The organism is Kocuria tytonis, from assembly GCF_003226895.2.
GTDB classification, from domain to species: domain Bacteria; phylum Actinomycetota; class Actinomycetes; order Actinomycetales; family Micrococcaceae; genus Kocuria; species Kocuria tytonis.
The window spans coordinates 39,004-65,145 of sequence record NZ_PNJG02000006.1; the positions used below are offsets into that span (position 1 = coordinate 39,004).

Genomic DNA, 26,142 nt, shown 5'->3' on the forward strand with positions numbered 1-26,142 from the left:
CATGGGGACGCCTTCGACTCCTGACCTCATCAACGACCGCTACGAGGTCGGCGAGGTCATCGGCCGCGGTGGCATGGCCACGGTGCACGTGGGCCAGGACGTCCGGCTGGGGCGGCGGGTGGCCATCAAGATCCTGCGTCCCGAGCTCGCCGCGGACGAGTCGTTCCACGAGCGGTTCCAGCGCGAGGCCCACGCGGTGGCGTCCCTGAACCACCACTCCATCGTGGCGATCTACGACACCGGGGAGATCCAGCCGCAGGGCCCGGACGGGGTGCTGCGCCCGTACATCGTCATGGAGCACGTCCCCGGGCAGACGCTGCGGGAGCTGATCCACGGGCCGGGGGTCACCCCCGGACAGGCCGTCGAGTACATGCTCGGGATCATGGACGCCCTGTCCTTCAGCCACCGCGCCGGGATCGTGCACCGGGACATCAAGCCCGCCAACGTGAAGGTCACCCCCGACGGCGGCGTGAAGGTCATGGACTTCGGGATCGCGCGCGCCGTGGAGGACACCCGGGCGGCCCTCACGCAGTCCCAGGCGGTGCTCGGCACCGCCCAGTACCTCTCCCCCGAGCAGGCGCGCGGCGTGGCCGTGGACCCCCGCTCGGACCTCTACTCCGCCGCGTGCGTGCTCTTCGAGATGCTCACCGGCCGCGCCCCGTTCGTGGGCGAATCCTCCGTGGCAATCGCCGCGCAGCACGTGCGGGATGCGCCCCCGGCGCCGTCGGCACTGAATCCGCAGCTGCCCCCCGCCGTGGACCGCTTCATGGAGCGGGCGCTCGCCAAGAACCCGCAGGACCGCTTCGCGGACGCCGCCGAGATGCGCCGGGCCCTGCGGCAGCTCGCGGGCGAGCTGCCCGGTGATCTCGGGGCCACCCGCCCCGTGGACGCCACCGACGCCGCCGACCCCAGCACCAAGACCCTGCCGGCCGTGGGCGCGGGCGCCCCCGCTGCGGCCGTGACCGCCGCCGGCCGCAGCGAGGACACGGAGGACACCGAGGCCGCCGACCTCACCGCCGCGCAGGCCGGGCGCTTCGATCCCGACGGCGACGCCGCCCCCGCGCCCGCCCGGGCCACCGCACCGCCGCGCCGTCGGCGGCGCTGGCTGCTGCCGCTGGTCCTCGTCCTGCTGCTCTCGCTGCTCGGGGTGGGCACGGTCCTGGGCGTCCAGTGGTGGCAGGGCCAGCGGGTGGAGCAGGTGGCACGGGTCGGTGTTCCCCAGGTGGTGGGCATGGACAGCACCACCGCGGAGAACACCCTGCGGGACGCCGGTCTCGAGCCGTCGTTCACCACCAGGCACAGTGACAGCGTGCCCGACAAGCACGTGATCAGCACGGACCCCGCGTCCGGCACCGAGGTGGACCGGAACTCCCCCGTGGCCGTGGTGGTGTCCGAGGGCCCGGAGAGCGTGCAGGTCCCGGGCGACCTCGCGGGCCGGCCCCTGGAGCACGCCCGCCAGTCCATCCAGCACGCGGGCCTCACGGTGGGTCCCGTCAGCACGGTCAACAGCGCCACGGCGGCGCAGAACGTGGTGCTCTCCTCCGATCCCGCCCCGGGCGCGTCCGTGGCCAGGGGCAGCGCGGTCGGGCTGCAGGTGTCCTCCGGCAAGGTCACGGTCCCGGACGTGGTGGGCAGCAGCCGGGCGGACGCGGAGCGGGCCCTGCAGGCGGACGACGTCCGGCTCGACTCCGACGTGGTGGTCCGCGAGACGGAGGAGGCCGAGACCGGCACCGTGCTGGAGCAGTCCGCGCCCGCCGGGTCCTCCGTGGCTCAGGGATCCACGATCACCCTCACGGTGGCCCGCAAGGTCTCCCCCACGCCGGCGCCCGTTCCCACGCCCTCGGCGACCGCGACGGAAACCCCGGACCCGGAGGAGACCGCGGAGCCCACGCCAGCGCCCACGCAACCGGAGCCGAGCGTTCCGGCGCCCACGGCCACGCAGCCTGCCCCGCAACCCACCCCGCGGCCCACGGGAACGAGCGGCGAGAACGGCTGATCCCAGCTCCCCGGGGCACGGCGGTGCGGAATTCTTCCGGCGGTGACGAGACCGTGGCGGTCCGACGAGCCGGACCGGGCAGTGGTCAGGGAGCCGCCCGGGGCGCGCAGCGGCCCACGGCGGTGACCGGCGGATCCGGAACGGCGCTCAGGCGGTCATGAGCGGGGACAGCCCCGCGGCCGCGGCGGCCGCGCCGTGCTGGCCGACCTCCTCCAGCCAGTTGCCGAGCATGAGGTAGCCGCCCTCCGTGAGCACGGACTCGGGGTGGAACTGCACGCCGTGCAGCGGGGCGGTGCGGTGCCGGAGCCCCATGACCACCTGGCCGTCGTCCGTGGTGGCGGTGACCTCCAGGCAGTCCGGGACGCTGTCCGCGGCCACGGCCAGGGAGTGGTACCGCGTGGCGGTGAACGGGGAGGGGACGGACGCGAACACGCTGTCCCCGCCGTGGACCAGCTGGGACGTCTTGCCGTGCATGAGCTGCTGTGCGTGACCCACGCGGGCGCCGTAGACCTCCCCCAGGGCCTGGTGGCCCAGGCACACGCCCAGGAGCGGGGTGCGGGTCTGCTCCGCCCAGCGGATCAGGTCCGAGCACACACCGGCGTCCGCGGGTGCACCCGGCCCCGGGGACAGCAGCACGCCCTGGTGCTCGCCGGCCAGGGCCGTGGCTGCGGCGACGTCGAGGTCGTCGTTGCGCACCACCGTGGTCTGCGCACCCAGCTGCTGGAGGTAACCCACCAGCGTGTAGACAAAGCTGTCGTAGTTGTCCACGACGAGAATCTTCACAGACACTCAAGAACTCCTGCGGGTTCACCGGTTGAAAGAACTCGCGCAAGTCTACGCCCGCACGGACGGATAGACTGAACGCTGATTCCGCACCGGGGACGGACCCGGGACCACCGGCGGGCCGCCACGGGCCCCGGGCCCGCTCCGACGGCACCGGGTCCGGGAGGCCCACGCAGCAGGAGGATTGATCAGCAGTGTCCCAGCCCAAGAAGCGCTTCGGCAGGTCCCGCAACGCCCAGGAGGACACGCAGCAGTTCACCCTCACGGAACGCGACAGGGAGCTCGCGGCCCTGGCCGCTGAGATCCTGCCCCGCAACAGTGCCGCCGCCTCGTTCGAGCGCACGGCCACGCGCAACGCCGGCTCCACCTCCGTGGCCGCGCGGGACGCGGTGGCGGACACGGCCCCCGCCGAGGACACCACGGAGCTCGACGACGCCCCGGAGACCGCCGGGGCACCGGACGCGCAGTCCGTCTCCCGGAAGAAGCGCGGCCGGGCGGCGCGTGCGGCGGGCACGGCGTCGTCGTCGTCCGCTGCGGAGCACGACGCCGCCGCGCCGGCTCCCGCGGGCGAGGCCACCCCTCCCGCAGACGCGCCGGAGGAGACCCCCGCGCAGACGAAGGCCCGCATCAAGGCACGCCGGGACGCCGAGCGCCGGGAGGCCAAGGCCGCGAAGGCCGAGGCCCGTGCCCGCCGCGCGGACGACTACCGGCCCACCCCGCTGTGGTTCAAGGTGATCATGATCGGGCTGATGATCCTGGGTCTGCTGTGGATCATCACCTACTACCTGTTCCAAGGCGTGGTCCCCATCCCGGGGATCGGCGTGTGGAACCTCGTGATCGGGCTGGGATTCATGCTCTCCGGGCTCATCATGGCCACGCAGTGGCGATGAACCGGGCACCCGGCCCGCACGAGAGCCCGGCCCAGGACCCGCAGGAACCGGGACGGCACGCGGGGCAGCACCCGGCGCCCTCGTCCTCCCCGGGCTCGGAGCCAGGGCGGACCCCGGACGGCGCCGCGGCTCCCGCGGGCGCGCGCCCCGGCCCCCTTGCGGAGGACGCCGCCCAGCCTGCGGACAGCGAGCGGAGCGGCCGCGAGAGGCACCACATCAACCCCGCGCGCATGGAGGTGCGGGTGCGCCGCATCGCCCTGCTGGGGCTCGTGCTGGTCCCGCTGATCTACTTCATCGTGCAGTCGCTGCACTAGCCGCGCCCCTGCCCCACGGAACGCAAGTGCCCCGCCGGTCGGACAACCGGTGGGGCACTGTTCACGTGGGGAGCGAGTCGCTCGGGCGCGAGATGCTCAGGTGCGAGTCGTTTAGTTGGCGGACTCCGGAGCGGTGAACTCCACGTCCAGGTCGATGCGCACCTTGTCGGAGACCATGACCCCGCCGGCCTCGAGGGCGGCGTTCCAGGTCACATTGAACTCTTTGCGGGAGATCGAGGTGGAGGCGGTGAAGCCCGCGCGGGTGGTGCCGAAGGCGTCCACGGCCACGCCGTTGAACTCGGCGTCCAGCTTCACGGGCTTGGTCACGCCACGCAGGGTGAGCTCGCCGGTCACGGTGCCCTCACCGTCGTTGAGCTCCAGGCCGGTGATCTTATAGGTCATCTGCGGGTGGTTCTCCACGTCGAAGAACTCGGCCGAGCGCACGTGGTTGTCGCGGGTCTCGTTCTTGGTGTCCACGGAGTTCATCCCCACGGCCACCTGGCCGTTGGACTGCGAAGCGTCCTTGGCCACGTTGAGTTCACCGGAGACGTCGCTGAACACACCGCGCACCTTGGAGATACCGGCGTGGCGGACGGAGAACGCGACCTCCGTGTGGGCAGGGTCCAGGGTCCAGGTTCCGGGGGTCATACCTTCGAGCGTGGTCATTCGTTTCTCCTTGGCATCGGGCGGCCTAATTGGTTGCTTCGGAAACTAATTTACGACCCGCTGTTTGATGCGTCAACCTATTCTGGAGAAAACTTTGGGTGAACAGCGTCACACACGGCACCGTGAAGGCCCGCCCGTCAGAGGTGCAGGTCCAGCACCGAGCTGTCGCTGAGGCCGTGGAACTGCCGCTGGTGGTACACGAGCGGGCTGCCCGAGCCCTCTTCACCCAGGACCTCCACGACGGCGGCATTGAACACGAGGGCCGACCCGGCCTTGATCCGCGCGAGCGGGATGGCCCGCAGCACGCGGCGCACCCCGAGCAAGCGGGGCTCGCCTGTGGGCAGCATGGTCCACTCCATGTCGCCCCCGAAACGGGGTGCACCCGAAATGGCGAAGGAACGTGCGAGTTCCACGTTGTCGGAATCCAGGAAATGCACCACGAAGGAATCGGCCGTTGCCACGACGGCTGCCGAACCGCGCTTGGCCTGCAGCGAGAAGCCAAGGATCGGGGGGTCGGCGGAGATGGAGGAGACGGAGGACGCCGTGAGGCCCACGGGGCCTTCCGGCCCGGCGACCGTGATGATTGCGATGCCCGCGGGATGCTGACCGAACGCGGACTTGAACCCTTCCGTCAGGCGCGGATCGCTGTGCAGCGCCCCCGTGGGGGCCACGAGGTCCACGGCGTGTGCGGCGACCCGTTCTGCCTCACCCCCGGATGCCGGGACACCGTCCAACCCCTGAGCGGAGTCGGGGGTCTCGGGATCTACTGAGGTGTTTTGGCTGACGCGGTCCGGCATGGTGGGTCCTCTCACACGGCTGTGTTCCCGGATTGGCGGTCCGGCTGCCGTTATCCGGACAGGCTAAATCCTGCCAGGCATCCCATGTCCAACACATGGTTTCGTAGTCCACATTCTGGGCCACACGGCGCAATGAGACGTCACATTGGGGGACACCACCGCTGCGCCCCGTGCGACGAGCGATCCCCCACTTCTCACCGTACGCCCACCTGCGGCCGGGATCACCCGATGCTCTTGTACTCCCTCGCGAAATGGATCAGGGGACGGTCCGCGGCACCCGCGCCCACCCCTCGGCCCATAGCCGTGACACGCCCCACGACCACCAGGTGGGTTGTCGCGGTGTGGGTGGACACGGAGTCCAGCTCGAACCAGCTCAGGCACCCGTCGATCACAGGTGTCCCCGTGCGCTCGGTGCGGTGGAACGGGACGGTGTCCAGCAGTCCGTCCACGGGGTTGCCTGGACTCGCGAGCCAATTCGCCACGGACCGCTGATCCGCGTTCAGCAGGGACAGGGTCCAGGACCCGGAGCTCTCCACGGCCTCGCACATTCGCCCCATATCGTACAGGCACACGAGCATGGTGGGCGGATCGTAGGAGACGTCCGCGAACGCCGTGACGGTGATCGCGTGGTCCTTGCCCCGGTAGCGCGAGCACACCACGCCCACCCCCACCGCGTGATCGGCGGCCAGGGTGCGGTAGCGCTCCACCTGTGCGTCCGTGGGGCGGGGATCCAGGGTCTCGTTCTGCATGACCCCAGTGTGTCATCGCGCCCGTCGCGGCCCCGGGTCCGAGCGGGGCGCCGGTTCTCGTGACCGAGCGGCGCGCAGACCCTCGCGTTCGAGCAGGGCGCCCGCCCTCGTGTGCCGGCAGATGGGGTCGCTCTCAGCACGTCAGCGTGCTCGCCGGTGTCCACCCGTCATGCGTAGCGTGATGTTCAACCGCCCGCCGTTCTTCAACCCCAGGTGCAGGCCACCCGTGCCGGGGAACACTTTGGGCACGCCGTGGAACGCGTACCGGGAGGGTCCGCCGAACACGAACAGGTCCCCCGAGCGCAGTTCCACGTCCCGGTACGGAGCCGTGCGGGTCTCGGTGTTGCCGAAGCGGAACGTGCACGTGTCCCCCAGGGACAGGGACACGATGGGCGCCGCCGAGAACTCGTCCTTGTCCTGGTGCATCCCCATGTGCGCGGCGCCGTCGTAGTAGTTGACCAGCGCGGAGTCGGGGACGAAACCGCGGACGACGTCCTCGACTCCGGGGACGCCCACATCGCCCGCGTCCACCATTCCGTACGCGTCCGCCACGGCCCGCGCACCCAGGTCCACGAGCCAGTCCGGCAGGGCCGCGACCCCCGCTCCCCCGGTGGCCCCGTAGCGGTAGGGGGTCCGATTCGCGCCGAGCATGACCGATTGCACGGACATCCGACCGCCGCCCGGCATCACCTGGTGACGCATGGGGGCCGAGCGCACCCAGTCACGGCACGCGGCCACGAGATCGTGCTGCCGGGCGACGGGGAGCCAATCGGGAACGTGCACGGCCCCGAGCGCGAGCACGGTGGGCTCGCGGGGGACGCTGAACAGCTCGGTGACCTCGTACTCGGCCATGCCCGTGAGCCTATGACCGACCCCCGACACCCACAACACGCGCCGCCAGGCGCCGGCTGGGGCGATCCGAGCGGGGCGCCCCGAGAACTGGACCGGCAAGTCCGGGTCCGGTGGTGGCCCCGAGTCTGCCGGTAGGCGCTCCCTCACCCCGCTCCCCCGCTCATCCCCTCCCACCCCGAACAACCTGTTCAGCACACCCAGGAGAGCAGCGGCCCGCGGAATATCGCGCCCCGTGAGCCCGTTATTCCCACAGAAAGTTTTCTCTGGAAAGGGTTTCATTCATGGCACTGCCCCTATCGGTCATCGACTTCGCCACCGTGCGCGAGAACCAATCGGTGGGTGAGAGTTTCACGGATTCCGTGACCCTTGCCCGGCACGCGGAACGGTTGGGATACACGCGGGTCTGGTACGCGGAGCACCACAACATGCCCACGATCGCGTCCTCCGCACCGGCAGTGTTGATCGCCCACGTGGCCGCGCACACGGAACGCATCCGGCTGGGTTCGGGCGGTGTCATGTTGCCCAACCACTCCCCGCTCACGATCGCGGAACAGTTCGGCACCCTCGCGGAGCTGCATCCCGGCCGGATCGACCTGGGGCTCGGCCGCGCTCCCGGGACGGATCCGCGCACGCTGCGCGCGCTGCGTCGTTCCCCCGAATCCGCCGAGAGCTTCCCCCAGGACGTCAAGGAACTGCGGGGCTACCTGACCGGCAACTCACTCATCCCGGGTGTGCAGGCGATGCCCGGTGAGGGCACGAACGTGCCGCTGACCATCCTGGGCTCCTCGCTGTTCGGCGCCCAGCTCGCGGCGGCCTACGGGTTGCCCTACGCGTTCGCCTCGCACTTCGCGCCGGACGCCCTGGTGGACGCCGTGGCCGCGTACCGCTCGCAGTTCCAGCCGTCGGAGCAGCTCGCGGAGCCGTACGTGATCGCGGCGGTGAACGTGATCGTCTCCGAGGACGCGCAGGACGCCGCACGCCAGCTCGAGGCCACGCAGCGGGCCCGCGTGAAGATGATGCTGGGCCGCGGCCGCGAGTTCACGGACGAGGAGATGGACATGGTCATGGCCTCCCCCGCCGCGTCCCAGATCCTGCACATGCTCAGCTACATGGGCGCGGGCACCCCGGACACCGTCACCGACTACCTGCACCGGTTCGCCGAGCACGCGGATGCGGACGAGCTCATGATCTCGCCGCTGTCCACGCGGAAGCAGGACGTCCTGCAGTCCATGCAGCTGCTCGCGGACAACTGGTCCTGACGGTTCCACCCCGCGACGACGCCCGCTCCCGTTCCGCGCGGCGTCGGCCGTGGGCGTCTCAGCGGTCCACGCGCTCCCGAACGGCGTCCCGCACCACCTCGGAGGAGATCAGGCACATGGGCACCCCGATGCCCGGCCGCACGGACGATCCCGCGTAGAACAGTCCCTCGATCCCCGGGTCCGTGACACCGGGGCGGAACAGCGCGGACTGGGCGAGGGTGTGGCCGGGGCCGAGCATGGACCCGTGCCAGGCGTTGAACTGCGCCTCGAAGTCCCCGGGGCCGTAGCTGCGGCGCACCACGATCCGCTCCTCGAGGTCCGGGATCCGGGCCCACCGGGAGAGCTGGGCGATCGCGGCGTCCGCCACCCGCTCCACGCGCGGCGAGCCGGGCTCGTCCACCTCGGAGGTTCGCACCCCGCCGCGACCCCAGTCCGGAACCGCGGGGGAGGGCACCAGGATGAAGAGGTTCTCGTCCCCCGCCGGGGCGGAACCGGAGTCCGTGGCGGAGGTCATGGACACGTAGATGGACGTCTCCTGCGCCAGGGGCGTCCCGTCCGCGATCCGCGCGAAGTTGTCGTCCCAGTCCGCGGTGAACAGCAGGTTGTGGTGCACCAGCTGGGGCAGCTTCCCGCGCACGCCCAGGCACACGAGCACGCCCGAGGGGCCCGGGTCCCGGCGTTTCCAGTGGGACTCCGGGGCGCGGTACTCGCCGGGCAGCAGCCGGGTCTGCACGTGGTGCAGGTCCGTGGCGCCGATGACCACGTCCGCGGGGATGCTCGCCCGACCGCTCCCGGTGCCAACGCCGCCCGGGCCGTCCGCCGCGGAACCTGCCGACCCGGATCCGACACCCTCGACCCCGGTACCGGTGCCGGTGCCGGTGCCGGTGCCGGTACCGGAGTGACCCGAACCGCCCGACGCCGCCGCCGCGCGGTAGCTCACGCCGGTCACCGAGCCGGCCGATCGGCGTCGTGCGCGTGCGGCACCCACCCGGGAGCGCAGCGTGGCCGACGCCCCGGCCACGTGGATGTCCGTGACCGTGGCCCCGGTGACCACCTCCACGCCGGCGGCGCGCACCAGCCGCGTCATGGCGTCCACGAGGGCCGCGAACCCACCCACGGGGTACTGCACCCCGTCCGTGAGATCCAGGTGGGACATGAGGTGGTACATGGCCGGCGCGGTGTCCGGTGCGGCGCCCAGAAACACCGCGGGATACCCCAGGATCTGGCGCTCGCGGGGATCGCTGAAGCGCTGGGCCACGTAGCGCTGCATGGACGTGGTCAGCAGCCCGCCCAGCCGCGGCAGGTTCTTGAGCACCTCGGGCGTCATGAGATCCGTGGGGTGGGAGAAGTTCGTGTAGAGGAAGTGCTTCTTGGCGAGCTCGTAGACCTCCGCCCCGGAGTCCAGGTACTCCCGCAGCGCCCGGGAGGAGCCCGGGTCCAACCGCTCGAACAGCTCCTCCGCCCGGCCGCTCACCACGTCCGTGGGCGGCTCGTCCAGGTGCTCCTCGAAGAACGTGCGGTACCCCGGGCTCAGGCGGCGCAGCTCCAGCTCCGCGGCGGCACTGGAACCCATGAGCCGGAACCACCGGTCGATGACCTCGGGCATGAGGTACCAGCTGGGTCCCGTGTCGAAGGTGAAGCCCTCCGCGGACCAGCGCCCCGAACGCCCGCCGAGGGTGTCCCGCTGCTCCAGGAGGGTCACGCTGTGGCCGTCCCGGGCGAGCAACCCCGCCGTGGCCAGCCCCGCGAAACCGCCGCCGATCACCACTGTGCGTGTCATGCCACCACCGCCGAGTCCGAGAGGGAGCGCGCCGCGATCCGCAGTTTCACCGCGCTGGGCACGCTGATGCGCTGTCGTGAGAGGTCCTGCGCGGGGATCCGTCCGATCCGCCGTGCCAGTTCGCGAAACAGTCCGTGGGCCATGGCCACCGCGCGGCGCGCCCGGCGGTCCAGCGCGAGGATGCCGGGCACGGCAGCGTCGAGGTCCGCGGTGAGGTCCGCGAGCAGCTCCGCCTTCTGGGCCTCCGTCAGGTGCTCGGGGTCCGCGCCGGGGAAGTAGGTGCGGCCCAGCTGCTCGTGGTCCGCACCGAGGTCCCGCAGGAAGTTGACCTTCTGGAACGCCGCACCCAGGCGCCGGGCTGTGGATCGCAGCAGCTCGCGCTGCTCCGGGGTCTCCGCGCGGGTCCCGGGCATGTCCATGAACACCTCCAGGCACATGAGTCCCACGACCTCCGCGGAGCCGTAGATGTAGGAGTCGAGCGAGGCACCGTCGTGCTCCGCCACCGAGAGGTCCGCGCGCATGGAGGCGAAGAACGGCGCGGTCAGCTCGGTGCCGAAGCCGTGGCGCCGAGCCACGTCCGCGAAGCCGTGGATCACCAGGTCCGTGGCGAACCCGGTGGCCAGAGCCGCGTTCACCGCAGCCTCGTAGCCGTCCAGTGCGGCCCTCACCTGCGCGTCGTCCAGCCCGGCGGCGCGGGCGGTGCCGTCCACCACCTCGTCCGCCACGCGCACGAGTGCGTAGATCCCGGCGATGTCCCGGCGCACGGGCCCCGGCAGGGTGCGGCACGCGAGCGAGAAGGAGGTGGAGTACCTGCCGATCACCACCCCGGACGAGGACAGCGCGGTCCCGGTGAACAGGCTCAGCGACGCGGTGGACGGCACGTCCGGGTGCATCATGGGGGTCCTCACTACGAGTTGCGGTTCAGGACGTGGTGGCACAGGGCATCGAGCTGGGCACGCTGGGTCGCGGGCAGCGGCAGCTCGTCCAGTGTGGTGCGGGCGCGGTTCACGAGGTCCGTGGCCAGCTCCACGGCCGCCTCCTTCGCCCCGCACGTGGTGAGCGCACGACGTGCCGCCGCCACCGTGGTGTCCCCCGCCGCGAGCTCCTCCAGGACGCGGCGGGCGTCCGGCACCTGCATCCCGTGGGCGGTGAGCACCGTGGCCTTGCCGGAACGCAGGTCCGCGTCCGCGGACTTGCCGGTCACCTCGGGGTCGCCGAACGTCCCCAGGACGTCGTCCACCACCTGGTACCCCACGCCCAGCAGGGCCCCGGCGTGCGCGAGCCGCTCTGCGAGCTCCGCGGGAGCACCGGCCAGCAGCGACCCGGCGCGCAGCGGCGCCTCGAACGAGTACGTGGCGGTCTTCAACCGCTCCATGTCCAGGATGTCCTGCACCGCCGGGTGCTCCGCCCCGAAGCGGTGCAGCGAGAGCAGCAGGTCGTCCAGCTCCCCCGCTGCGGAGGCCGCCACGGCCTCGAACACCACGTCCGCCACCGCGCGGGACCGCTCCGGATGGGACGTGCACGTGGTGGCCAGTCGCAGGGCTCCCGCCAGCAGCAGGTCCCCGGCGAGGATCGCGGCGGACTCCCCCGCGTGCTCCGCCTCGTGCTCGGGCGCACCTGCCGCCAGGGCGTCCCGGCGGAACAGCTCCCCCACCGTGGGCCGTCCCCTGCGGCGCCAGTCCCGGTCCACGACGTCGTCGTGCACCAGCAGCGCGGCATGCAGCATCTCGAACGACGCCGCCAGGCGCACGCACTGCGCGTCCGGCACCGGGGCGGCGGCCTCGCCCGCCGCCGGGGTCGCCGCGGTGAAGGAGCGCCAGGCGATGTACGTCAGCCGGGGGCGGATGAGCTTGCCGCCCGCCAGCTGCTCGCGGATCCGCTCCCACAGCACGGGGAACCCCGGACTGGCGGGAACCCGGTTGCCCGGGGCGGCGAAGAACTCGTCCAGCTCGCGGTGCACCGCGTCGCGGAACCGGTCCCAGCCGGCGTCGTCGCCCGGGAGCATCTGCGGCGGCGTCACCCCGTGCTGCCCCGCGGCAGCGTCCGTCAGCGTGCGCTGCGGCCCGCAGCTGCGAAGGTCCCCGGTCATGCTTTCCTCGCGGTGGTCTCGGAGTGCGGCTGGGCCGCGGGGGAGGCTCCCGCGGGAGTGGCTGCGGTGGTTGCGGTGCGCGCGGGCTCGGAGCGGTTCGCGTCCGTGGAGACCTGGACCGGACGGTCGCGCAGCTGCTTCAGGTGCTCCGCCATGCGCACGGCTGTGCCCGTGAGGAACTGCAGGACCGCTCCTCGCCCGGCGTCGTCCAGAGTGGCCAGTTCGTCCTCCACCATGTGGATCATGGGCACCACGTGGCCCGCGACCTGGTCCTTGGAGCCGTCCAGTGCGCGCACGGTCATCCGGCGGCGGTCTGCCTCGTGGGGCTCGCGCACCACGTGACCGGCCCGCACGAGCCGGTCCACCATGGCCGTCGCGGAGGCCGTGGTGATGTGCAGCGCCCGGGCCAGCTCGGTGGGCCCCATGGGCTGGCGCATGAGCAGGGCCATGGCCGTGTAGTCGGTGTCCTTGAGACCCATGATGCGGCGCACCTGGTACCCGATCTCCTGGTTCAGCGTGATCACCCGGCGCAGGGCACGCGACTGCGGACCGGCGTCACCGTGCCACGATCCACTGCCGTCCATCACACCCTCGTCTCAGCGATAACTTGGCAATCTAGTGAGCATCATGCTGTACCGCCGCGAGGCGTGTCCAACCACGTGCCGGCCCGCACCCGTCACGAGAGCCGGCGCAGGGCGCGCATGACCGCTCCGCCGTATCCGCCGCCGAACCTGATCGCATGGATCAGCAGCGGGGGCAGCTGGTACCACGGCACACGGTCGTGCCAGCCGTCGGCGAGGGGGTGGGCGTCGTCGTACGCGGCGAAGCACTCGCGGCCGAATCCGCCGAAGAGTTGCATCATGGCGAGGTCGTACTCGCGGTGCCCGTAGAACGAGGACGGGTCGATGAGCCAGTTGGCCCCGGAGCGGTCCACCACGCGGTTGCCGGCCCAGAGGTCACCGTGGAGCAGGCTCGGGGGCTCGGACGGGCCGGCGAGCTCGGCCGCACGGGGCGCTAGCTCGGCCAGCAGCGCCGACGCCGCCGGGTCCAGGTTCCCGGAGTCGACCGCCTCGCGCAGCAGGGGCTCGATGCGCCGGTGCAGCAGGAAGTCCGACCAGTCGTTCGTGGGGGTCAGGTCCACGGGAACGGAACCGATGCGTTCGGGCAGCTCGGGGGACAACCACCCGAAGTGCGGGGCCCGGGCCCCGTGGACGGCGGCCAGACCGATGCCCATGCTGCGCTCCGCGGCGCGGTCCGGCCCACCCGAACCCTCCTCGATCCACTCGAGGACCAGGGCGGCGTCGCTGACGTGGTGCACCCGTGGGACCCGCACCTCCTCCGGGGCGACCGCCCGCAGGGCCTCCAGCCCGGCCGCCTCCACCGGCAGCACGCCGACGGGCGATCCGGGCATGGTCTTGGCGAAGAGCGGCCCGTCCGGGGTGTCCAGGCGGAACGCGTTGGCGCTGTCGCCGCCGCTGAGGGGACGCGCGTCCGTGACGCGCAGCTCGTCCACCAGGTCCCGGGGAAGTTGCTCGAGGTGTGCCATGACTCCTGTCTAGCACCGCCCGCCGACAGCCACGGTCGACTCCGGTTCGCGAGCACCGCGGGGACGCGCCACTGGTTCGCGTTGCGGACGTGCCGGCCGGTCCGCACGTCGAGGCACACGACGTTCACCACGGACGGGGAGGCCGTGGTGACACGTCCCACGCACCCGGCATGCACCGGCACGTGCATGCTGACGCATAGAACGGACCACCGCGCCCAGCAGCACGTGAGTGGCGTCTCACCTGCGACGATGTCTTCGCTTGCTATGATCGGCGCACCACGGAGCATCTCCGCGCTCCACACGGTCGCGGCCCCGCGAATCGTGGCCCTCCCCCCTGGTTCCCGTCGAGAAGGCCCCCATGGCAACTGCGCGACCGCATCTCCTAGAGCGGATCTTCTACATCCTGGCCGTGGTGTTCGGGGCGGTGGGCGTGCTCGCCTACGCCGTGTCCTACGTCCACGACGACTGGTCCGCCCACCTGCCCGTGCTCCCGTTCTTCCTGGTGGTGGTGGCCAGCTCGTGCACGCTCACGGCCGTGACGCTCTCCCTGGTCCGGCTCTTCCACCAGGACCACCGCCCCGACGACGACCCGGACCACGAATTCGACCCCCCTCTCGGTCCCCGCGGCCGGGGGAGCACGGCCGCTTCCCCCGGGATCGACGGTCCTGCCAGGACCCCGCGCAGCTGACCGCCACCGCGGCCCGCGATTGCTGCACCGCCGCCCCCGCCACCCGGTGAGGCGGCACGCGCCGCGGCTCGGGGATCCGTCCTGCCCGCGGGCGGGCCGGATGCCCCACCCCCTCCTTTGACACACTCACCATCCGTGCTACCTTCGCTACCACTGAAGGATCATGAGTTCCGGCGCAAAGCTCTGGCTGGCCGGACGGCAACCCTCCCGCTGTAGTGGGGTGCCCCAGATGACGATCCGGCCGTCACGCGACCGCGTGCTCGGCAAGTACGGCGCTCGGAGTCCTCCGGCGTCCTACCGCCGGAGGATTTCTCACATGTCAGCACCACTGCTCGATTCCCACCACGTTCGTGATGCCACGGTGGAACCGCCCACGGGCACGTCCTGGCTGGTGCGCAGGCCCCGCCGCTCCACCCTGGTCTCCTTCGAGGTCTTCCCGCCGCGCCCCACCGCGGACCCGGACACCGTGTGGCGGAGCATCGATGCCATGGCGCAGGCCGGTCCGGACTTCTTCTCCGTGACCCACGGCCACTCCGCGAGCGGCGGGGTGTCCCGTGCGGCGCTGCGCCATCTGCGCCGCACCACGAAAACCCCCGTCATGGCGCACTTCACGTGCGGCGGCACGGACCGCGCCGGGCTGGAACGGTCCGTGGAACGGCTGGTGGACGACGGCGTCCGGGACCTCCTCGCGCTGCGCGGGGACCCGCCGCTGGGCGCCGGCGAGTGGGAGACCCCGCCCGGCGGCATCGGCCGCGCCGCGGAACTCGTGCGGCTCGTCCGGGACGTGGAGCGGCGTCGTTTCGGGGGCGGCTTCCGCCCCGGGAACCGGCCGCTGTCCGTGTCCGTGGCGTGCTACCCCTCGCCCGCGCGGGGCCGGGACTTCGAGGCGGACCTGGCCTCCCTGTGGGACAAGCAGGAGGCCGGCGCGGACTACGCGATCACGCAGGTGCTCTACGAGCCGGAGGACTACGCGCGCTTCCTGGAGCGCGCCCGCTCGGAGGGCATCCACCTCCCGGTGGTCGCGGGGCTCATGCCGTTGACGGATCCGCGCCGGCTGCGGCGGATGACCGAGATCACGGGGGTGCCCGTGCCGCGGCACCTCACGGAGTTCCTGACCGCGGACTCCGCCGAGGATCTGCGCCACCGCGGCACGGCCGCCACGCTGTCGCTCATCGACGACCTCCTGGACCTGGGCTGCGCCGGCTTCCACCTGTACACGTTCAACCGCCCCGAGGCCGCCCTCACCATCCTGGAGCACCTGCGCGTGCGGGACGCCGCCCGCGAATACCGCGGCCGTAGCCCCGCCGCCTGACCCGGCCGGCCCCGGCAAGTACCCACCCCGCCGCGCTCCCGCCGCGAGCGCACCCGCACGCGGCGCGGGTCCCGCACACCCATTTTCCCCATCGTCAGCACCACATCACCCCCGAGGAGATCCCATGTCCGTCCTGAACACCGCCCCGCTGCCGTCCGCGACCATCCTGGGCTACCCGCGCATCGGCCCGGACCGCGAGCTGAAGCGCGCGCTCGAGTCCTACTGGCAGGACTCCGTGCAGCACCCGGCCACCACCGTGCTGGACACCCTCGCCCGGCTGCGGGAGCGCACGACCGTCCGACTGAAGGACCTGGGCCTGGACGCGGATCACGCCATCCCCTCCGAGGGCTCCGCCGTGGACCACGTGCTGGACACCGCCCTGGCCCTGGGTGCGGTCCCGGCCCGGTTCCGGGCGGACGGCTTCTCCCCCGCCGCCCCGGACACCGTGCGCGGCATCGAGCTGATCACGGCGCTGTCCCGGGGGACGGACGAGGTGGAGCCCCTGGAGCTGACCAAGTGGTTCGACACCAACTACCACTACTACGTGCCGGAGCTCGATCCGGACACCCCGCTGCACGCGCACCCCGAGAGTCTGGTGTCCCGCTACCGGGACACCCTGCGGCGCACCGGGGTCAGGACCCGCCCCGTGCTGGTGGGGCCGGTGACCCTGCTGCTGCTCTCCCGCCCGGAGACCCCCGCCGACGACGCCGCCCCGGTGGATCCGCTGGCCCGGCTCGACGACGTGCTGGCCCAGTACGTCGCGATCCTCAGCTCGCTGGCCGCGGCCGGCGTCGAATGGGTGCAGCTGGACGAGCCGGCACTGGCCGCGGACGGCTGGAGCGTCCCGCGGTCACGGATCATCTCCGCCGTGACCACCGCGTACACCCGGTTGACGTCCCTGGCCGACCACCCCGCGGTGCTGGTCACGGTGGGCTACGGGGACGCCGGGGAGGACGCCCACCTCGCCCTGGCCCGCACGGCCGTGGACGCTCTCGCGGTGGACCTCGACCGCGGGGACGTCCCCGGTGGAGCCGCGCTCGAGGCGTGGGGCGAGCGGCCGGTGGTGGGCGGCGTCGTCGGGGGCCGGACCGTGTGGCGCACGGACCTGGCGCGGGCGAAGAACACCCTGGACCGGTTGCGTGCCGCGGCGCACGGTCCCGTCCCGGTGGGCACGGCCACGCCCCTGCTGCACGTCCCGCACGACGTCACCCGCGAGACCGAACTGGACCCGGACGTGCGCAGCTGGGTGGCCTTCGCGGACCAGAAGGTCACCGAGGTGGTCGAGCTGGCGCGCGGCGTGGAGCAGGGGTGGGAGGCGATTGCCGGGACCCTCGCCCGGGACGCGGAGATCCGGGCGGGCCGCGCCGCGCACCCCGCGACGCACCGTGCGGCGGTCCGTGAGCGCACCGCCGCCGTGCGCAGCGAGGACCGTGTGCGGGCATCCGCCGCGGAGCGCCGGACGGCGCAGCACGAGCGCCTGCAGCTGCCCCCGCTGCCCACCACGACCATCGGCTCCTTCCCCCAGACGGCCGAGATCCGGGCGACCCGCGCCGCCCACCGGGCGGGTCGCCTGGACGGCGCCGCCTACTGGGAAGCCATCCGGTCCGAGATCGCCCGCACGGTGCGCGCTCAGGAGGAGCTGGGCCTGGACGTGCTCGTGCACGGCGAGCCGGAGCGCAACGACATGGTGCAGTACTTCGCCGAGGCGCTCGACGGTTTCGTGACCACCCGCCACGGCTGGGTGCAGTCCTACGGCTCGCGGTGCACGCGCCCCTCGATCCTGTTCGGGGACGTCTCCCGCCCCGCGCCGATCACCGTGGACTGGACCCGCTACGCGGCGTCGCTCACGGAGCGCCCCGTCAAGGGCATGCTCACGGGCCCGGTGACGATCCTCGCGTGGTCCTTCGTGCGGGACGACGTCCCCGCGGCCGAGGTCGCGGACCAGGTCGCGCTTGCCCTGCGGGACGAGGTCGCGGACCTGGAGGAGGCCGGCACCGCGGTGATCCAGGTGGACGAGCCAGCACTGCGCGAGCTGTTGCCGCTGCGGGACGCGGACCGCCCGGACTACCTGCGGTGGTCCGTGGACGCCTTCCGCCTGGCCACGGGAGGTGCGGCCACCGGAACCCAGGTCCACACCCACCTGTGCTACTCGGAGTTCGAGACGGTGCTGGACGCCATCGACGCCCTGGACGCGGACGTCACCACGCTGGAGGCCTCGCGCTCCGGCTCGGGCATCGTGGCCGGTCTCGCCGCCGCGGACTTCCCCCGGGACGTGGGGCCCGGGGTGTGGGACATCCACTCGCCGCGCGTCCCCACGTTCCAGGAGGTCGTCCGGCGGGTCCGCCGCGCCGCCGCCGCGCTCGGCCCCGACCGCGTGTGGGTCAACCCGGACTGCGGTCTCAAGACGCGCGGGTGGCCGGAGACCGAGGCCGCGCTGGACCGCCTGGTGGCCGCGGCCGTCACGGTGCGCGCGGAACTCGCCCGGGAGGACGACGCCGCCCGCCCCGGTGTGAGCGCGGCGCCCGGGACCGCGCCGCGGGCGGTGGTCGGCGCGGTCCGCTGACCCGCGCACCGGTATGGCGGCCGGGGTGTTCGCGCCCGTGCGCCGGACGGCGGGTCGAACCGCGGTGCACCGGGGCGGGTGCGTGAGGTCCCGCCCCGGTGCACGGGAGCGACGGGGCGCCCGGTCCGCGTCCGCCGGGAGGCACGACCCGACGCCGCTGCCCCGACTGTCTGCCCCGGCACCGAACCACTACCATGGAGCGGAGGGCGTGACAGAGCGCTCGCCCGCGGTTCCGCCGACGTCGTCGCCGGGGCGGAAGCAGAGACGACGTCGAGGAGCACATCGGGTGAAGGTCGCTGTATCCGCGATCGGCAGCCGCGGGGATGTCGTTCCGTTCGCCAACCTCGCGCACCGCTTCGCGGCAGCGGGCCACCGGGTCACCCTCGTCACCCACGACTCCTCCCGGGACGTGCTGGATGCCGGTCTGCAGGTGGTTCCCGTGCCCAGCGATCCGCAGTCGCTGATGGCCGGGCCGGCGGGCCAGGCCGCCCACCGGTGGAGCCCCTGGGAACTGAACCGGTCCCGGGACCTCTTCGCGGACTTCGTCCACTCCGGTGCGGCCCCTGCCCGGGAGGCGCTCGAGGACGCGGACGTGCTCATCGCCTCGACCTTCTCCATCGCCGCCGTCGACGCCGCCCTGCAGCAGGGGGTGCCCGTGGTGCGGGCGCACATGTGGCCCGAGTACCCGGAGCTGGACGGCCCGATGCCCCTGCTTCCCTATTCGTGGCGCGTGCCCGGCCCGGCGCGGCGCCTGGCCCGGGGTGCCCTGCGCCGCGCCGAGCCGTACCTGGGCGGTGTCGCGGGCCACTGGCGGCGCGGTCGGCTGCATCTCGCCGCACGCCATCCGGTGGGCCTCACCACGGCCACCGCGGGTTCTCTCTACGCCTTCAGCCCGCAGCTGGTGCCCGTGCTGCCCGCGGAGGGCACGGTCACGGGCTGGTGGACGGGGCCCGTGGGCCACGGGGCTCTGCCCGATCCCCTGCTGGAGCTGCTGGGCTCCGGGGACTGGATCTACCTGGGTTTCGGCTCCATGCAGCGCGGATCCCCCTCCGAGGTGCTGCAGCACGTGGGCGACGCCTGCGAGCGCGCAGGGGTCCGTGCCGTCGCGCAGCTCGGCCGGCTGCGGGGGCGCGTGCACCCGAACGTGGTCTGCATCGACGAGCAGCCGCACGACGCGCTGTTCCGGCACGTGCGGGCCGTCGTGCACCACGGGGGCGCCGGCACCACGGCAGCCGCCGTCCGGGCGGGGGTGCCCTCCGTGGTGGTCCCGCACTTCGCCGATCAATTCTACTGGGGCAGCCGCCTCCACGCGCTGGGCGTCGCACCGCGCCCGCTGCGTCGCCAGGCACTGACCGGACCGCGCTTGGCCCGGCTCATCCGGGAGGCCCTGGACCCGGCCGTGGCCGCCCGCGCCGAGCTCCTCGCCGAGCGGGTGCGCGCGGAGGACGGCTGCGGACGCGCGGTGCACCAGGTGGAGGAGTGGCTGAGCGCGGCGGCGCCCCGGTGAGCACGCAGCACGCCCTGCGCGGCGCGGGGTCCACCGCCCTGCCGGCCGCGATCTCCCCCCTGCGGATCGCCGCGGCGCCCATGATCGCCGTCTCGGTGGCCCTGCTCCTGGTGGCAGGCCGCTACGGGCCGCACTGGGACGAGCTGTACTTCCGCATGCTGCCGTTGCGGTGGTGGTACGTGGACCAGCCGCCGCTGACGGTGTGGCTGACGTGGCTCGCCGCCCACGTCAGCGACGCCGTGTGGGTCCAGCGGCTGCCCGCCGTCGCGGCCGCGGCCGCGGGGGCGCTCGTGGCGAGCCTCTTCCCCAGGGCGCTCGGCACCGGGCCGTGGACCCAGCGACTGGCCGCGTGGGCCCACGCCTTCACCGTGTACCCGCTGCTCATGGGACACATCTTCACCACCGGCGCCCTGGACCTGCTCGCGTGGGAGCTCGTGATCCTGTTCGTGCTGCGCGCCGCGCAGGGCCGGCCCCGCTTCCTCGTCTGGGCGGGAGCCGTGGCGGGGGTGGCCTGCTGGAACAAGCTGCTCGTCGTCGCGCTCCTCGGGGCGCTGTTCGTCTCGCTGTGCCTCACCTGCCGGTGGCTGCTGCGCACCCGCGAGACGGTGCTCGGCGCGGGCCTGTTCCTGGTGCTGGCCGCGCCCCAGCTCTGGGCGCAGCTGAGCCACGGGCTGCCGATGTCCCAGGTGTCCGCGGGTCTGGTGGCGCAGCAGGGCGACGTCGTGCGGCTCGCACTCCTGCCCGCCCTCGCCCTGTTCGTGGGCCCACCCCTGACCCTCGTGGCACTGCACGGACTCCTGGACCCCTGGCGCGGGGCCGAACCCGCCGCCCGGTTCCTACTGCCCACCGTCCTGCTGGTGGTGGCCTTCACTCTCGTCTCCCCCTCCCAGCCGCACTATCCCATGGGCGCGGTGCTGCCGGCCCTCTCGCTGGGCTGGGCCGGCCCCCGGCTGCGACGGCGCTGGAGCCGCGGGAGGAGAGGTGCGGTGGTGCTCGCCAACGCCGCGGTGGCCTGCCTCATCTGCCTTCCGCTGCTGCCCGCCGCCCAGCCCTGGGTGGGCGTGCAGTCCGCGGTGAACCCCACCGTCCGCGACCAGCTCGGCTGGCCGGAGCTGGCGGCCGAGGTGACCGGGGCCCGGGAACCCGGGGAGGACGTCGTCGTCGACGGCTACGCACTGGCCGGTGCGGTGCACCGCTACGGCTCCCCCGCGGACCGGGCGGCGCTGCACTCCGGGCACAACGGCCTGTGGGACCTCGGGCCCCCGCGATCCCAGCGGGTGCTGCTGGTGGGTGAGCACGCCACGGCGCTGCGCGGCTCCTTCGCCTCGTGCGCGCCGGGTCCGTCCCCGCGGACCGGCCCGGTGGTCCACCCCGAGCTCGTGGACATGCCCGTGCTGCACTGCGAGGGTCCCACCGCCGACTGGGGGACGCTGTGGCCCCGGTTCCGCCGGATCAGCGGCTGACGTCCACCGCTCGGGACCCGCGGGTGAGCACGCACCCGGCCTCGACGAGCAGCGCGAGCAGCAGCGCCCCGACGATCACCAGTTCACCGGCGCCGCGCGGCACCACACCGTCCGGCAGACGGCTCACGGCGGCGAACACGAGGGCCACGCTCGCGAGCACCACGCGCGTGGCACGGCGGCGGCGCAGCCACGGCGTCCCGGGACGGATCCCGGACACCAGGAATCCCGTGGCCGGGACCACCAGCGCGAGGACCACGGCCGCCAGGTGCAGGCCCGCCGTGTTCCCGGCGGGGAACACTCCGGTGGCCACCAGGCCCGCGCCCATGACGACGACGCTGCCGGCCAGTGCGCGCCCCCACCACCGCATCAGACATGCCCCGGCGGCCATGAGCAGCACACCGGTGAGGGACACCCCCGTGTTGAAGAGGACATGACGCGGGGAGCAGATCCACCTGCCGCCGCGCACGCGGCACGCGCCGTCCCCGAGGTCGCTGATCATGTTGTCGTACCAGACGTACGCGGTCCCGGCGGTGGACAGCGACACCACCACGGTGACGGCGAACAGGAGGACCGCGGCGAGCACGAGCAGTGCCCCGCACCGGGCCCGTGTGCCCGCCGCGGTCGCTGCAGGTCCCCTCACGACGCCGCGCCCGCGGCCCTCCGCGGCGCGGGAACCGGCACTGCCGCGCTCACCCCGCGCACGGGTCCGCCGGGGTGGGGACGCCGGGTGCGCTGGGCGCCGTCGTGCTGCCGGGCGGAGGCGCCGGGCCCGGGGTCGCTGCTCACAGGGCGCCCGCGCGGGCCCGCGGGAAGCGCAACCGCATCCCCCGCAGGGCATACCCCTCGATGAGGTTGTCCCACTCGAGGGACGGGGCGTCCACGATGACGGGATCGTGGCGCAGCAGCCGCACCAGGAAACTGTCCGTCTCCGTGATGGCCAGCGGCCGCCCGGGGCACTTGTGCGCGCCGTCGCTGAAGCTCAGCCCGGTGGCGTCCGCCCCGGGGGGCATGGAGCGCGCGGGGCAGACCCCGGTGGGACGCTCGCCCACGGCCTCGGGATCGGTGTTGGTCTGGCGCACGCAGATGTCCACGAGGTCCCCGGACGGCACCGTCCAGGTGGTCCCGCCGTCCGTGATCTCCACCGGCTCCTGGACGCGGCGGTACAGATGGCCCACCACGGGCTCCAGCCGGAGGATCTCGTGCAGGATGGCGAACCGTTCTTCTTCCTGCGCCGCCAGGTAGCGGGCACGCAACCGGTCGTCGTCGAGCAGGTGCCACGCGGCCATCACGATGAACTCGCGGGTGGTCACCATTCCCGCGGTGCCGTAGGTGACACACTCCACCAGGATGTCCGCGGTGGAGTACCCCTCGGCCAGCAGGTGGCTGACCACGTCGTCACCGGGGTTCTTGCGCAGTGCCCGGATCGCCGGGCGCACGTCCGCGAGGTAGAAGCGGGCAATGGGCAGGAGCGCGTTGAAGGCGGCCTGCGCCCACTGCGCGCGGGTGCGGCCGTAGTCCGGCTTGGTGATGTCCAGCGGCGGCTGGTTGAAGAAGCTCACCAGGCGCCGGCACATCCCGTCCAGGGACGAGTGGTTGATGCCCACGATCTCCCGGGTGACGTCCACGGTGAAGCGCAGGGCCAGCTCGTCCAGGAGACAGGGTTCGTCCGCGCGGACGGCGGCAGCCACGAAGGCGGCGGCCCGGGACTCGATGCCCGCCCTGTGCCGGCGCGCCACCACCGCGGGCGCGAAGAACCGCCCGACCTTCTTGCGCTGCTCGTCGTGCAGCGGCCCGTCCGAGACCAGGATGGGGTGGTGGCGGAAGAACCCCTTGGGGATCGCCTCGGCGGTGAAACCCGCCTGGGTGGTGGCGTGGCGGGCCTGGAGCACCTGCCGGGCCGCCGTCAGCCCCCGGATCCTCCAGACGGAACCGCTGCGCTCCACACGGGGTGTCTCTGCTTCCCCCGGTTTGCGGGACCGGCGTACGTCCGACTCTTCGCTCACGTTGTGTGTCCTCTCCTGCTGTGGTCCGCAGTCTACGGCCCGGGGCCCCGCGCAGGCACCGCGGCCGTCGCGGGCCGGGGCGTCTCGGGTCGGGCTCCCCGGACCCGGGACGTCCCCTCGGGTAGGGTTGGCGACAGACGCACCCGCTCCCGACGCAGGAAGGAAGTCGATGGACCACGGCCAGTACCTCGTGCTGATGGGCCTGTGCGTGGCGATCACCCTGCCCCTCGAATTCTTGGTGGGGGTGCGGGTCTACCGCCGCCCCGCGCGGTTGCTGCGGGTGATGCTGCCGGTCATCGTGCTGTTCGTGGCGCGGGACCTGTGGGGCATCCACCGCGACCACTGGTTCTACAATCCGCGTTTCATCACGGGGATCCACCTGGGGCCGCTGCCGCTCGAGGAGCTCGTGTTCTTCGTGGTGATCCCCATCTGCGGGCTGCTCACCTACGAAGCGGTCGCCAAGATCCTCCGGCTCGCCCGGGGGACAGGACCCCTGCGGTTCCGGTGGCCGGACGGCCTGGTCCGGGAAGACCTGGTCCGTGGTGGTTCGACTCCGGGTGGGCCCCGTGCCTGAGTACACCGTCCTCACCGTGATCGGGGTCGTCGCCGTGGTGCTCCTGGAGCTGCTCTGGGCCCGGACGGGAATCTTCCGCACGGCCCGGTACTGGATCGCCATGGCCATCGTCCTGTCGTTCCAGATCCCGGTGGACGGCTGGCTGACCAAGCTGTCGAACCCGGTGGTGCTGTACAACCCCCGGGATTTCTCCGGCGTCCGCTTCCCGTGGGACATCCCGGTGGAGGACTTCGGGTTCGGCTTCGCCATGGTGACGCTGACGCTGATGCTGTGGCGCCGGGCCGAGATCCGCCAGGCCGACCATGACCACCGCTGAGCACCCGGTGCGCAGATGCGCCGCGCCTCCGTTCGGGGGCGGAACCACCCGCCGTACGGTTCCGGCGGCACACACCCCGGGCGGCGACGTCGTCCGCCACCCTTCACCACCCGCCGCGCCTCCCCCAGCCGCTGCCGCCACCCGGCAGCGGGGGCGGGATGCCGCGCACCGTCGTCACGAGAAAGCCGCACACCGATGAGCACCCCTGAGCAGCACTTCCCCGGACGCGACCGACGGGCCGTCCGGCATCCAGGACCGACCGGCGCACCGCGCGTGGACGGCGACCGCACCGCAGTGGTCATCGGGGGCGGCATCGCCGGCATCGCCGCTGCCACGGCCCTGGCCGAGCGTGGCACGCGGGTGACGCTGCTGGAGTCCACGGACCGCCTCGGCGGTCGAGTGGCGGCGTGGCCGCTGCCGGACGGACGCAGCATGAGCCGGGGCTTCCACGCGTTCTTCCGGCAGTACTACAACCTCCGTTCCCTGCTGCGTCGCGTGGATCCCGACCTGCAGTGGCTCACCCCCGTGACGGACTACCCGCTGCTGAGAGCCGGCCGCCCCGGGGACTCCTTCGCCAACATTCCGCGCACACCGCCGTGGAACGTCCTCGGCTTCGTGCTACGCAGCCCCGCCTTCACTCCCCGGAGCCTGTCCCGCGTCAACGCCAAGGCGGCCCTGGAGATGATGCGGGTCCGCTTCCCGGACACCTTCTCCGCGTACGACGGCGAGTCCGCGGCCATGTTCCTCGACCGGCTGCGCTTCCCGGAGGACGCACGCGATCTGGCCCTGGAGGTCTTCGCCCGATCGTTCTTCGCCTCTCCGGACGACTTCGCCGCCGGGGAGCTCGTGGCCATGTTCCACGCCTACTTCATCGGCTCCGCGGAGGGCTTGATCTTCGACGTCCCCACCGACGACTACGACACCGCCATCTGGGCACCGCTCGGGCGCATGCTGGCGGAGCGCGGTGTCACCGTCCGGTGCGGCGCGGAAGTGGACTCGTGGGAGATCACCGACGATCAGGTCACGGTCTGCACGGGCCAGGACGTCATCACCGCCGACGCCGCCGTGCTCGCCACGGATCCGCGTTCCGCACGCGGCCTGGTGGACCGGCTCCGTGGGAACGTGCAGGCCGGCACGGTGGACGCATGGAAGGCGTCCGTCGCAGACACCCGCAATGCCCCTCCCTTCACCGTGCTCCGGCTCTGGTACGACGGCCTCGTGGACACCGAACGCCCGGCGTTCGTGGGGACCAGCGGTTTCGGTCCCGTGGACAACGTCTCGCTCCTGGAGCGCTTCGAGGCGGGAGCCGCACGCTGGTCCGCCGAACACGGCGGCTCCGTGGTGGAGCTCCACGCCTACGCATGCGACACCGACGTGCAGCCGGGCTCACCCGCGGCCCGCGACCTCGCGGCGCAGATGGAGCGTGAGCTGCACCGGATCTGGCCGGAGTGCGCACACCTCAACGTGGTGGAGCGCGAGACCCTCATCCGCGACGACTGCACCCTCATCACCCCGGAGAACTGGGCGGGGCGCCCCGGCGTCGAGACGCCCTGGCAGCACCTGGTGCTGGCCGGCGACTGGGTGCGGTGCGACTACCCGGTCGCCCTGATGGAGCGCGCCGCCACCACGGGGTTCCTGGCGGGCAATGCGCTGCTGGGCCGGTGGGGCGCCGCAGGACAGGATCTGTGGACAGTGCCGATGCGGGGGCTGCTCGCCGGCAGGTCCTGATCCGGGCCCCGGGGGGCCCGCGCGTGGTGTGGGGGGGGGGGGGGGGATCTACGGGGACCACCCACACCGCCGTCCGGGGCCCAGGGGTGGTTCGGCGGAACCACCAACCCCCGCCCTGGCCGGGGTGTGGTGGGTCGGTAGGCACCGTGCTCGTGCGGTAAGCCCGCCACCCACGGTGCACACCCATTGTGCGTGTTAAATGCGGGGAGGCCCCACACCCAATAGGTGTGGGGCCTCAACCCTTCAACGTGAATTCCGGCGGTGACT

The 26,142-nt window shown here is 72.7% G+C and carries 24 protein-coding genes and 1 riboswitch; of the genes, 12 read left to right on the forward strand and 12 right to left on the reverse strand.

Going from position 1 to position 26,142, the window contains the following annotated elements; translation table 11 throughout:
- Nucleotide 1: 1 nt before the first annotated feature.
- A complete protein-coding gene (pknB, locus tag C1C97_RS11965; protein ID WP_121032057.1) occupies nucleotides 2-1,996 on the forward strand; it encodes a Stk1 family PASTA domain-containing Ser/Thr kinase in 1,995 nt (664 codons plus the stop codon).
- A 147-nt stretch (nucleotides 1,997-2,143) separates the two neighbouring features.
- On the opposite strand, the gene C1C97_RS11970 is transcribed toward pknB, so the two are convergent.
- The gene (locus C1C97_RS11970; protein ID WP_110919976.1) at nucleotides 2,144-2,785 is read right to left on the reverse strand and encodes an anthranilate synthase component II; all 642 of its coding nucleotides are present in this window, start codon (nucleotides 2,783-2,785) and stop codon (nucleotides 2,144-2,146) included.
- A gap of 188 nt (nucleotides 2,786-2,973) precedes the next feature.
- Here C1C97_RS11970 and C1C97_RS11975 point away from each other — a divergent pair, with 188 nt between their 5' ends.
- Nucleotides 2,974-3,669: a cell division protein CrgA gene (locus C1C97_RS11975; RefSeq protein ID WP_121032059.1), complete on the forward strand. Its 696-nt coding sequence runs from the start codon at nucleotides 2,974-2,976 to the stop codon at nucleotides 3,667-3,669.
- A complete protein-coding gene (locus tag C1C97_RS11980; protein ID WP_147406084.1) occupies nucleotides 3,666-3,983 on the forward strand; it encodes a hypothetical protein in 318 nt (105 codons plus the stop codon). The genes C1C97_RS11975 and C1C97_RS11980 overlap by 4 nt, the downstream gene beginning before the upstream one ends.
- Before the next feature lie 111 nt (nucleotides 3,984-4,094).
- Here C1C97_RS11980 and C1C97_RS11985 read toward each other — a convergent pair whose 3' ends face one another.
- The 4 genes from C1C97_RS11985 to C1C97_RS12000 form a co-directional block, all read right to left on the reverse strand.
- Complete coding sequence (locus C1C97_RS11985) at nucleotides 4,095-4,649, reverse strand: YceI family protein (RefSeq protein WP_121032063.1); 555 nt, start codon at nucleotides 4,647-4,649, stop codon at nucleotides 4,095-4,097.
- A 137-nt stretch (nucleotides 4,650-4,786) separates the two neighbouring features.
- On the reverse strand, nucleotides 4,787-5,446 hold the full coding sequence (locus tag C1C97_RS11990) for a flavin reductase family protein (protein WP_121032065.1): 660 nt from the start codon (nucleotides 5,444-5,446) through the stop codon (nucleotides 4,787-4,789).
- Between the two features lie 221 nt (nucleotides 5,447-5,667).
- Nucleotides 5,668-6,195, reverse strand: a complete 528-nt coding sequence (locus tag C1C97_RS11995; protein WP_121032067.1) for a flavin reductase family protein — start codon at nucleotides 6,193-6,195, stop codon at nucleotides 5,668-5,670.
- Nucleotides 6,196-6,336: 141 nt separating this feature from the next.
- Complete coding sequence (locus C1C97_RS12000) at nucleotides 6,337-7,047, reverse strand: alpha-ketoglutarate-dependent dioxygenase AlkB family protein (protein ID WP_058954490.1); 711 nt, start codon at nucleotides 7,045-7,047, stop codon at nucleotides 6,337-6,339.
- Nucleotides 7,048-7,328: 281 nt separating this feature from the next.
- Here C1C97_RS12000 and C1C97_RS12005 point away from each other — a divergent pair, with 281 nt between their 5' ends.
- The gene (locus tag C1C97_RS12005; RefSeq protein WP_121032069.1) at nucleotides 7,329-8,306 is read left to right on the forward strand and encodes an LLM class flavin-dependent oxidoreductase; all 978 of its coding nucleotides are present in this window, start codon (nucleotides 7,329-7,331) and stop codon (nucleotides 8,304-8,306) included.
- A gap of 58 nt (nucleotides 8,307-8,364) precedes the next feature.
- Here the strand turns inward: C1C97_RS12005 and crtI are convergent, their stop codons facing one another.
- The 5 genes from crtI to C1C97_RS12030 all read right to left on the reverse strand — a co-directional run bounded on the left by crtI (nucleotide 8,365) and on the right by C1C97_RS12030 (nucleotide 13,721).
- Complete coding sequence (gene crtI / locus C1C97_RS12010; protein WP_121032071.1) at nucleotides 8,365-10,086, reverse strand: phytoene desaturase family protein; 1,722 nt, start codon at nucleotides 10,084-10,086, stop codon at nucleotides 8,365-8,367.
- Complete coding sequence (locus C1C97_RS12015; protein ID WP_407657294.1) at nucleotides 10,083-10,982, reverse strand: phytoene/squalene synthase family protein; 900 nt, start codon at nucleotides 10,980-10,982, stop codon at nucleotides 10,083-10,085. The genes crtI and C1C97_RS12015 overlap by 4 nt, the downstream gene beginning before the upstream one ends.
- Before the next feature lie 11 nt (nucleotides 10,983-10,993).
- Entirely contained in the window at nucleotides 10,994-12,175 is a 1,182-nt protein-coding gene (locus C1C97_RS12020; RefSeq protein WP_233542925.1) for a polyprenyl synthetase family protein, read from the reverse strand.
- The gene (locus tag C1C97_RS12025) at nucleotides 12,172-12,759 is read right to left on the reverse strand and encodes a MarR family winged helix-turn-helix transcriptional regulator (protein ID WP_121032073.1); all 588 of its coding nucleotides are present in this window, start codon (nucleotides 12,757-12,759) and stop codon (nucleotides 12,172-12,174) included. Before C1C97_RS12025 ends, C1C97_RS12020 begins: the two co-directional genes overlap by 4 nt.
- Before the next feature lie 92 nt (nucleotides 12,760-12,851).
- Complete coding sequence (locus tag C1C97_RS12030; RefSeq protein WP_110919982.1) at nucleotides 12,852-13,721, reverse strand: fructosamine kinase family protein; 870 nt, start codon at nucleotides 13,719-13,721, stop codon at nucleotides 12,852-12,854.
- Nucleotides 13,722-14,079: 358 nt separating this feature from the next.
- On the opposite strand from C1C97_RS12030, the gene C1C97_RS12035 reads away from it, so the two are divergent.
- The 5 genes from C1C97_RS12035 (at nucleotide 14,080) to C1C97_RS12055 (ending at nucleotide 21,254) form a co-directional block, all read left to right on the forward strand.
- Nucleotides 14,080-14,409 carry a hypothetical protein gene (locus C1C97_RS12035; protein ID WP_121032075.1) on the forward strand — a complete coding sequence of 110 codons (330 nt, stop codon included), beginning with the start codon at nucleotides 14,080-14,082 and terminating at the stop codon, nucleotides 14,407-14,409.
- A 159-nt stretch (nucleotides 14,410-14,568) separates the two neighbouring features.
- Nucleotides 14,569-14,685, forward strand: a riboswitch (SAM riboswitch).
- A gap of 40 nt (nucleotides 14,686-14,725) precedes the next feature.
- Nucleotides 14,726-15,721: a methylenetetrahydrofolate reductase gene (locus tag C1C97_RS12040; RefSeq protein WP_110920508.1), complete on the forward strand. Its 996-nt coding sequence runs from the start codon at nucleotides 14,726-14,728 to the stop codon at nucleotides 15,719-15,721.
- Nucleotides 15,722-15,845: 124 nt separating this feature from the next.
- Nucleotides 15,846-18,284 (forward strand): 5-methyltetrahydropteroyltriglutamate--homocysteine S-methyltransferase, encoded by a 2,439-nt coding sequence (metE, locus tag C1C97_RS12045; protein WP_110920507.1) that lies wholly within the window; start codon nucleotides 15,846-15,848, stop codon nucleotides 18,282-18,284.
- 286 nt (nucleotides 18,285-18,570) lie between these two features.
- A complete protein-coding gene (locus C1C97_RS12050; RefSeq protein ID WP_158591159.1) occupies nucleotides 18,571-19,791 on the forward strand; it encodes a glycosyltransferase in 1,221 nt (406 codons plus the stop codon).
- Complete coding sequence (locus C1C97_RS12055; protein WP_121032079.1) at nucleotides 19,764-21,254, forward strand: ArnT family glycosyltransferase; 1,491 nt, start codon at nucleotides 19,764-19,766, stop codon at nucleotides 21,252-21,254. The genes C1C97_RS12050 and C1C97_RS12055 overlap by 28 nt, the downstream gene beginning before the upstream one ends.
- Here the strand turns inward: C1C97_RS12055 and C1C97_RS12060 are convergent.
- Together C1C97_RS12060 and C1C97_RS12065 are read right to left on the reverse strand one after the other, a co-directional pair.
- Nucleotides 21,244-21,894, reverse strand: coding sequence for a DUF998 domain-containing protein (locus tag C1C97_RS12060; protein ID WP_158591160.1), 651 nt, complete (start codon nucleotides 21,892-21,894; stop codon nucleotides 21,244-21,246). The two genes, C1C97_RS12055 and C1C97_RS12060, sit on opposite strands and share 11 nt — an antisense overlap.
- A 142-nt stretch (nucleotides 21,895-22,036) precedes the next feature.
- The gene (locus C1C97_RS12065) at nucleotides 22,037-23,257 is read right to left on the reverse strand and encodes a cytochrome P450 (RefSeq protein ID WP_110920503.1); all 1,221 of its coding nucleotides are present in this window, start codon (nucleotides 23,255-23,257) and stop codon (nucleotides 22,037-22,039) included.
- 169 nt (nucleotides 23,258-23,426) lie between these two features.
- On the opposite strand from C1C97_RS12065, the gene C1C97_RS12070 reads away from it, so the two are divergent.
- The 3 genes from C1C97_RS12070 (at nucleotide 23,427) to C1C97_RS12080 (ending at nucleotide 25,875) form a co-directional block, all read left to right on the forward strand.
- A complete protein-coding gene (locus C1C97_RS12070) occupies nucleotides 23,427-23,831 on the forward strand; it encodes a lycopene cyclase domain-containing protein (RefSeq protein WP_121032083.1) in 405 nt (134 codons plus the stop codon).
- On the forward strand, nucleotides 23,824-24,147 hold the full coding sequence (locus tag C1C97_RS12075; RefSeq protein WP_110920509.1) for a lycopene cyclase domain-containing protein: 324 nt from the start codon (nucleotides 23,824-23,826) through the stop codon (nucleotides 24,145-24,147). The genes C1C97_RS12070 and C1C97_RS12075 overlap by 8 nt, the downstream gene beginning before the upstream one ends.
- Nucleotides 24,148-24,342: 195 nt before the next feature.
- Complete coding sequence (locus C1C97_RS12080) at nucleotides 24,343-25,875, forward strand: FAD-dependent oxidoreductase (RefSeq protein WP_121032085.1); 1,533 nt, start codon at nucleotides 24,343-24,345, stop codon at nucleotides 25,873-25,875.
- Nucleotides 25,876-26,142: the final 267 nt, after the last annotated feature.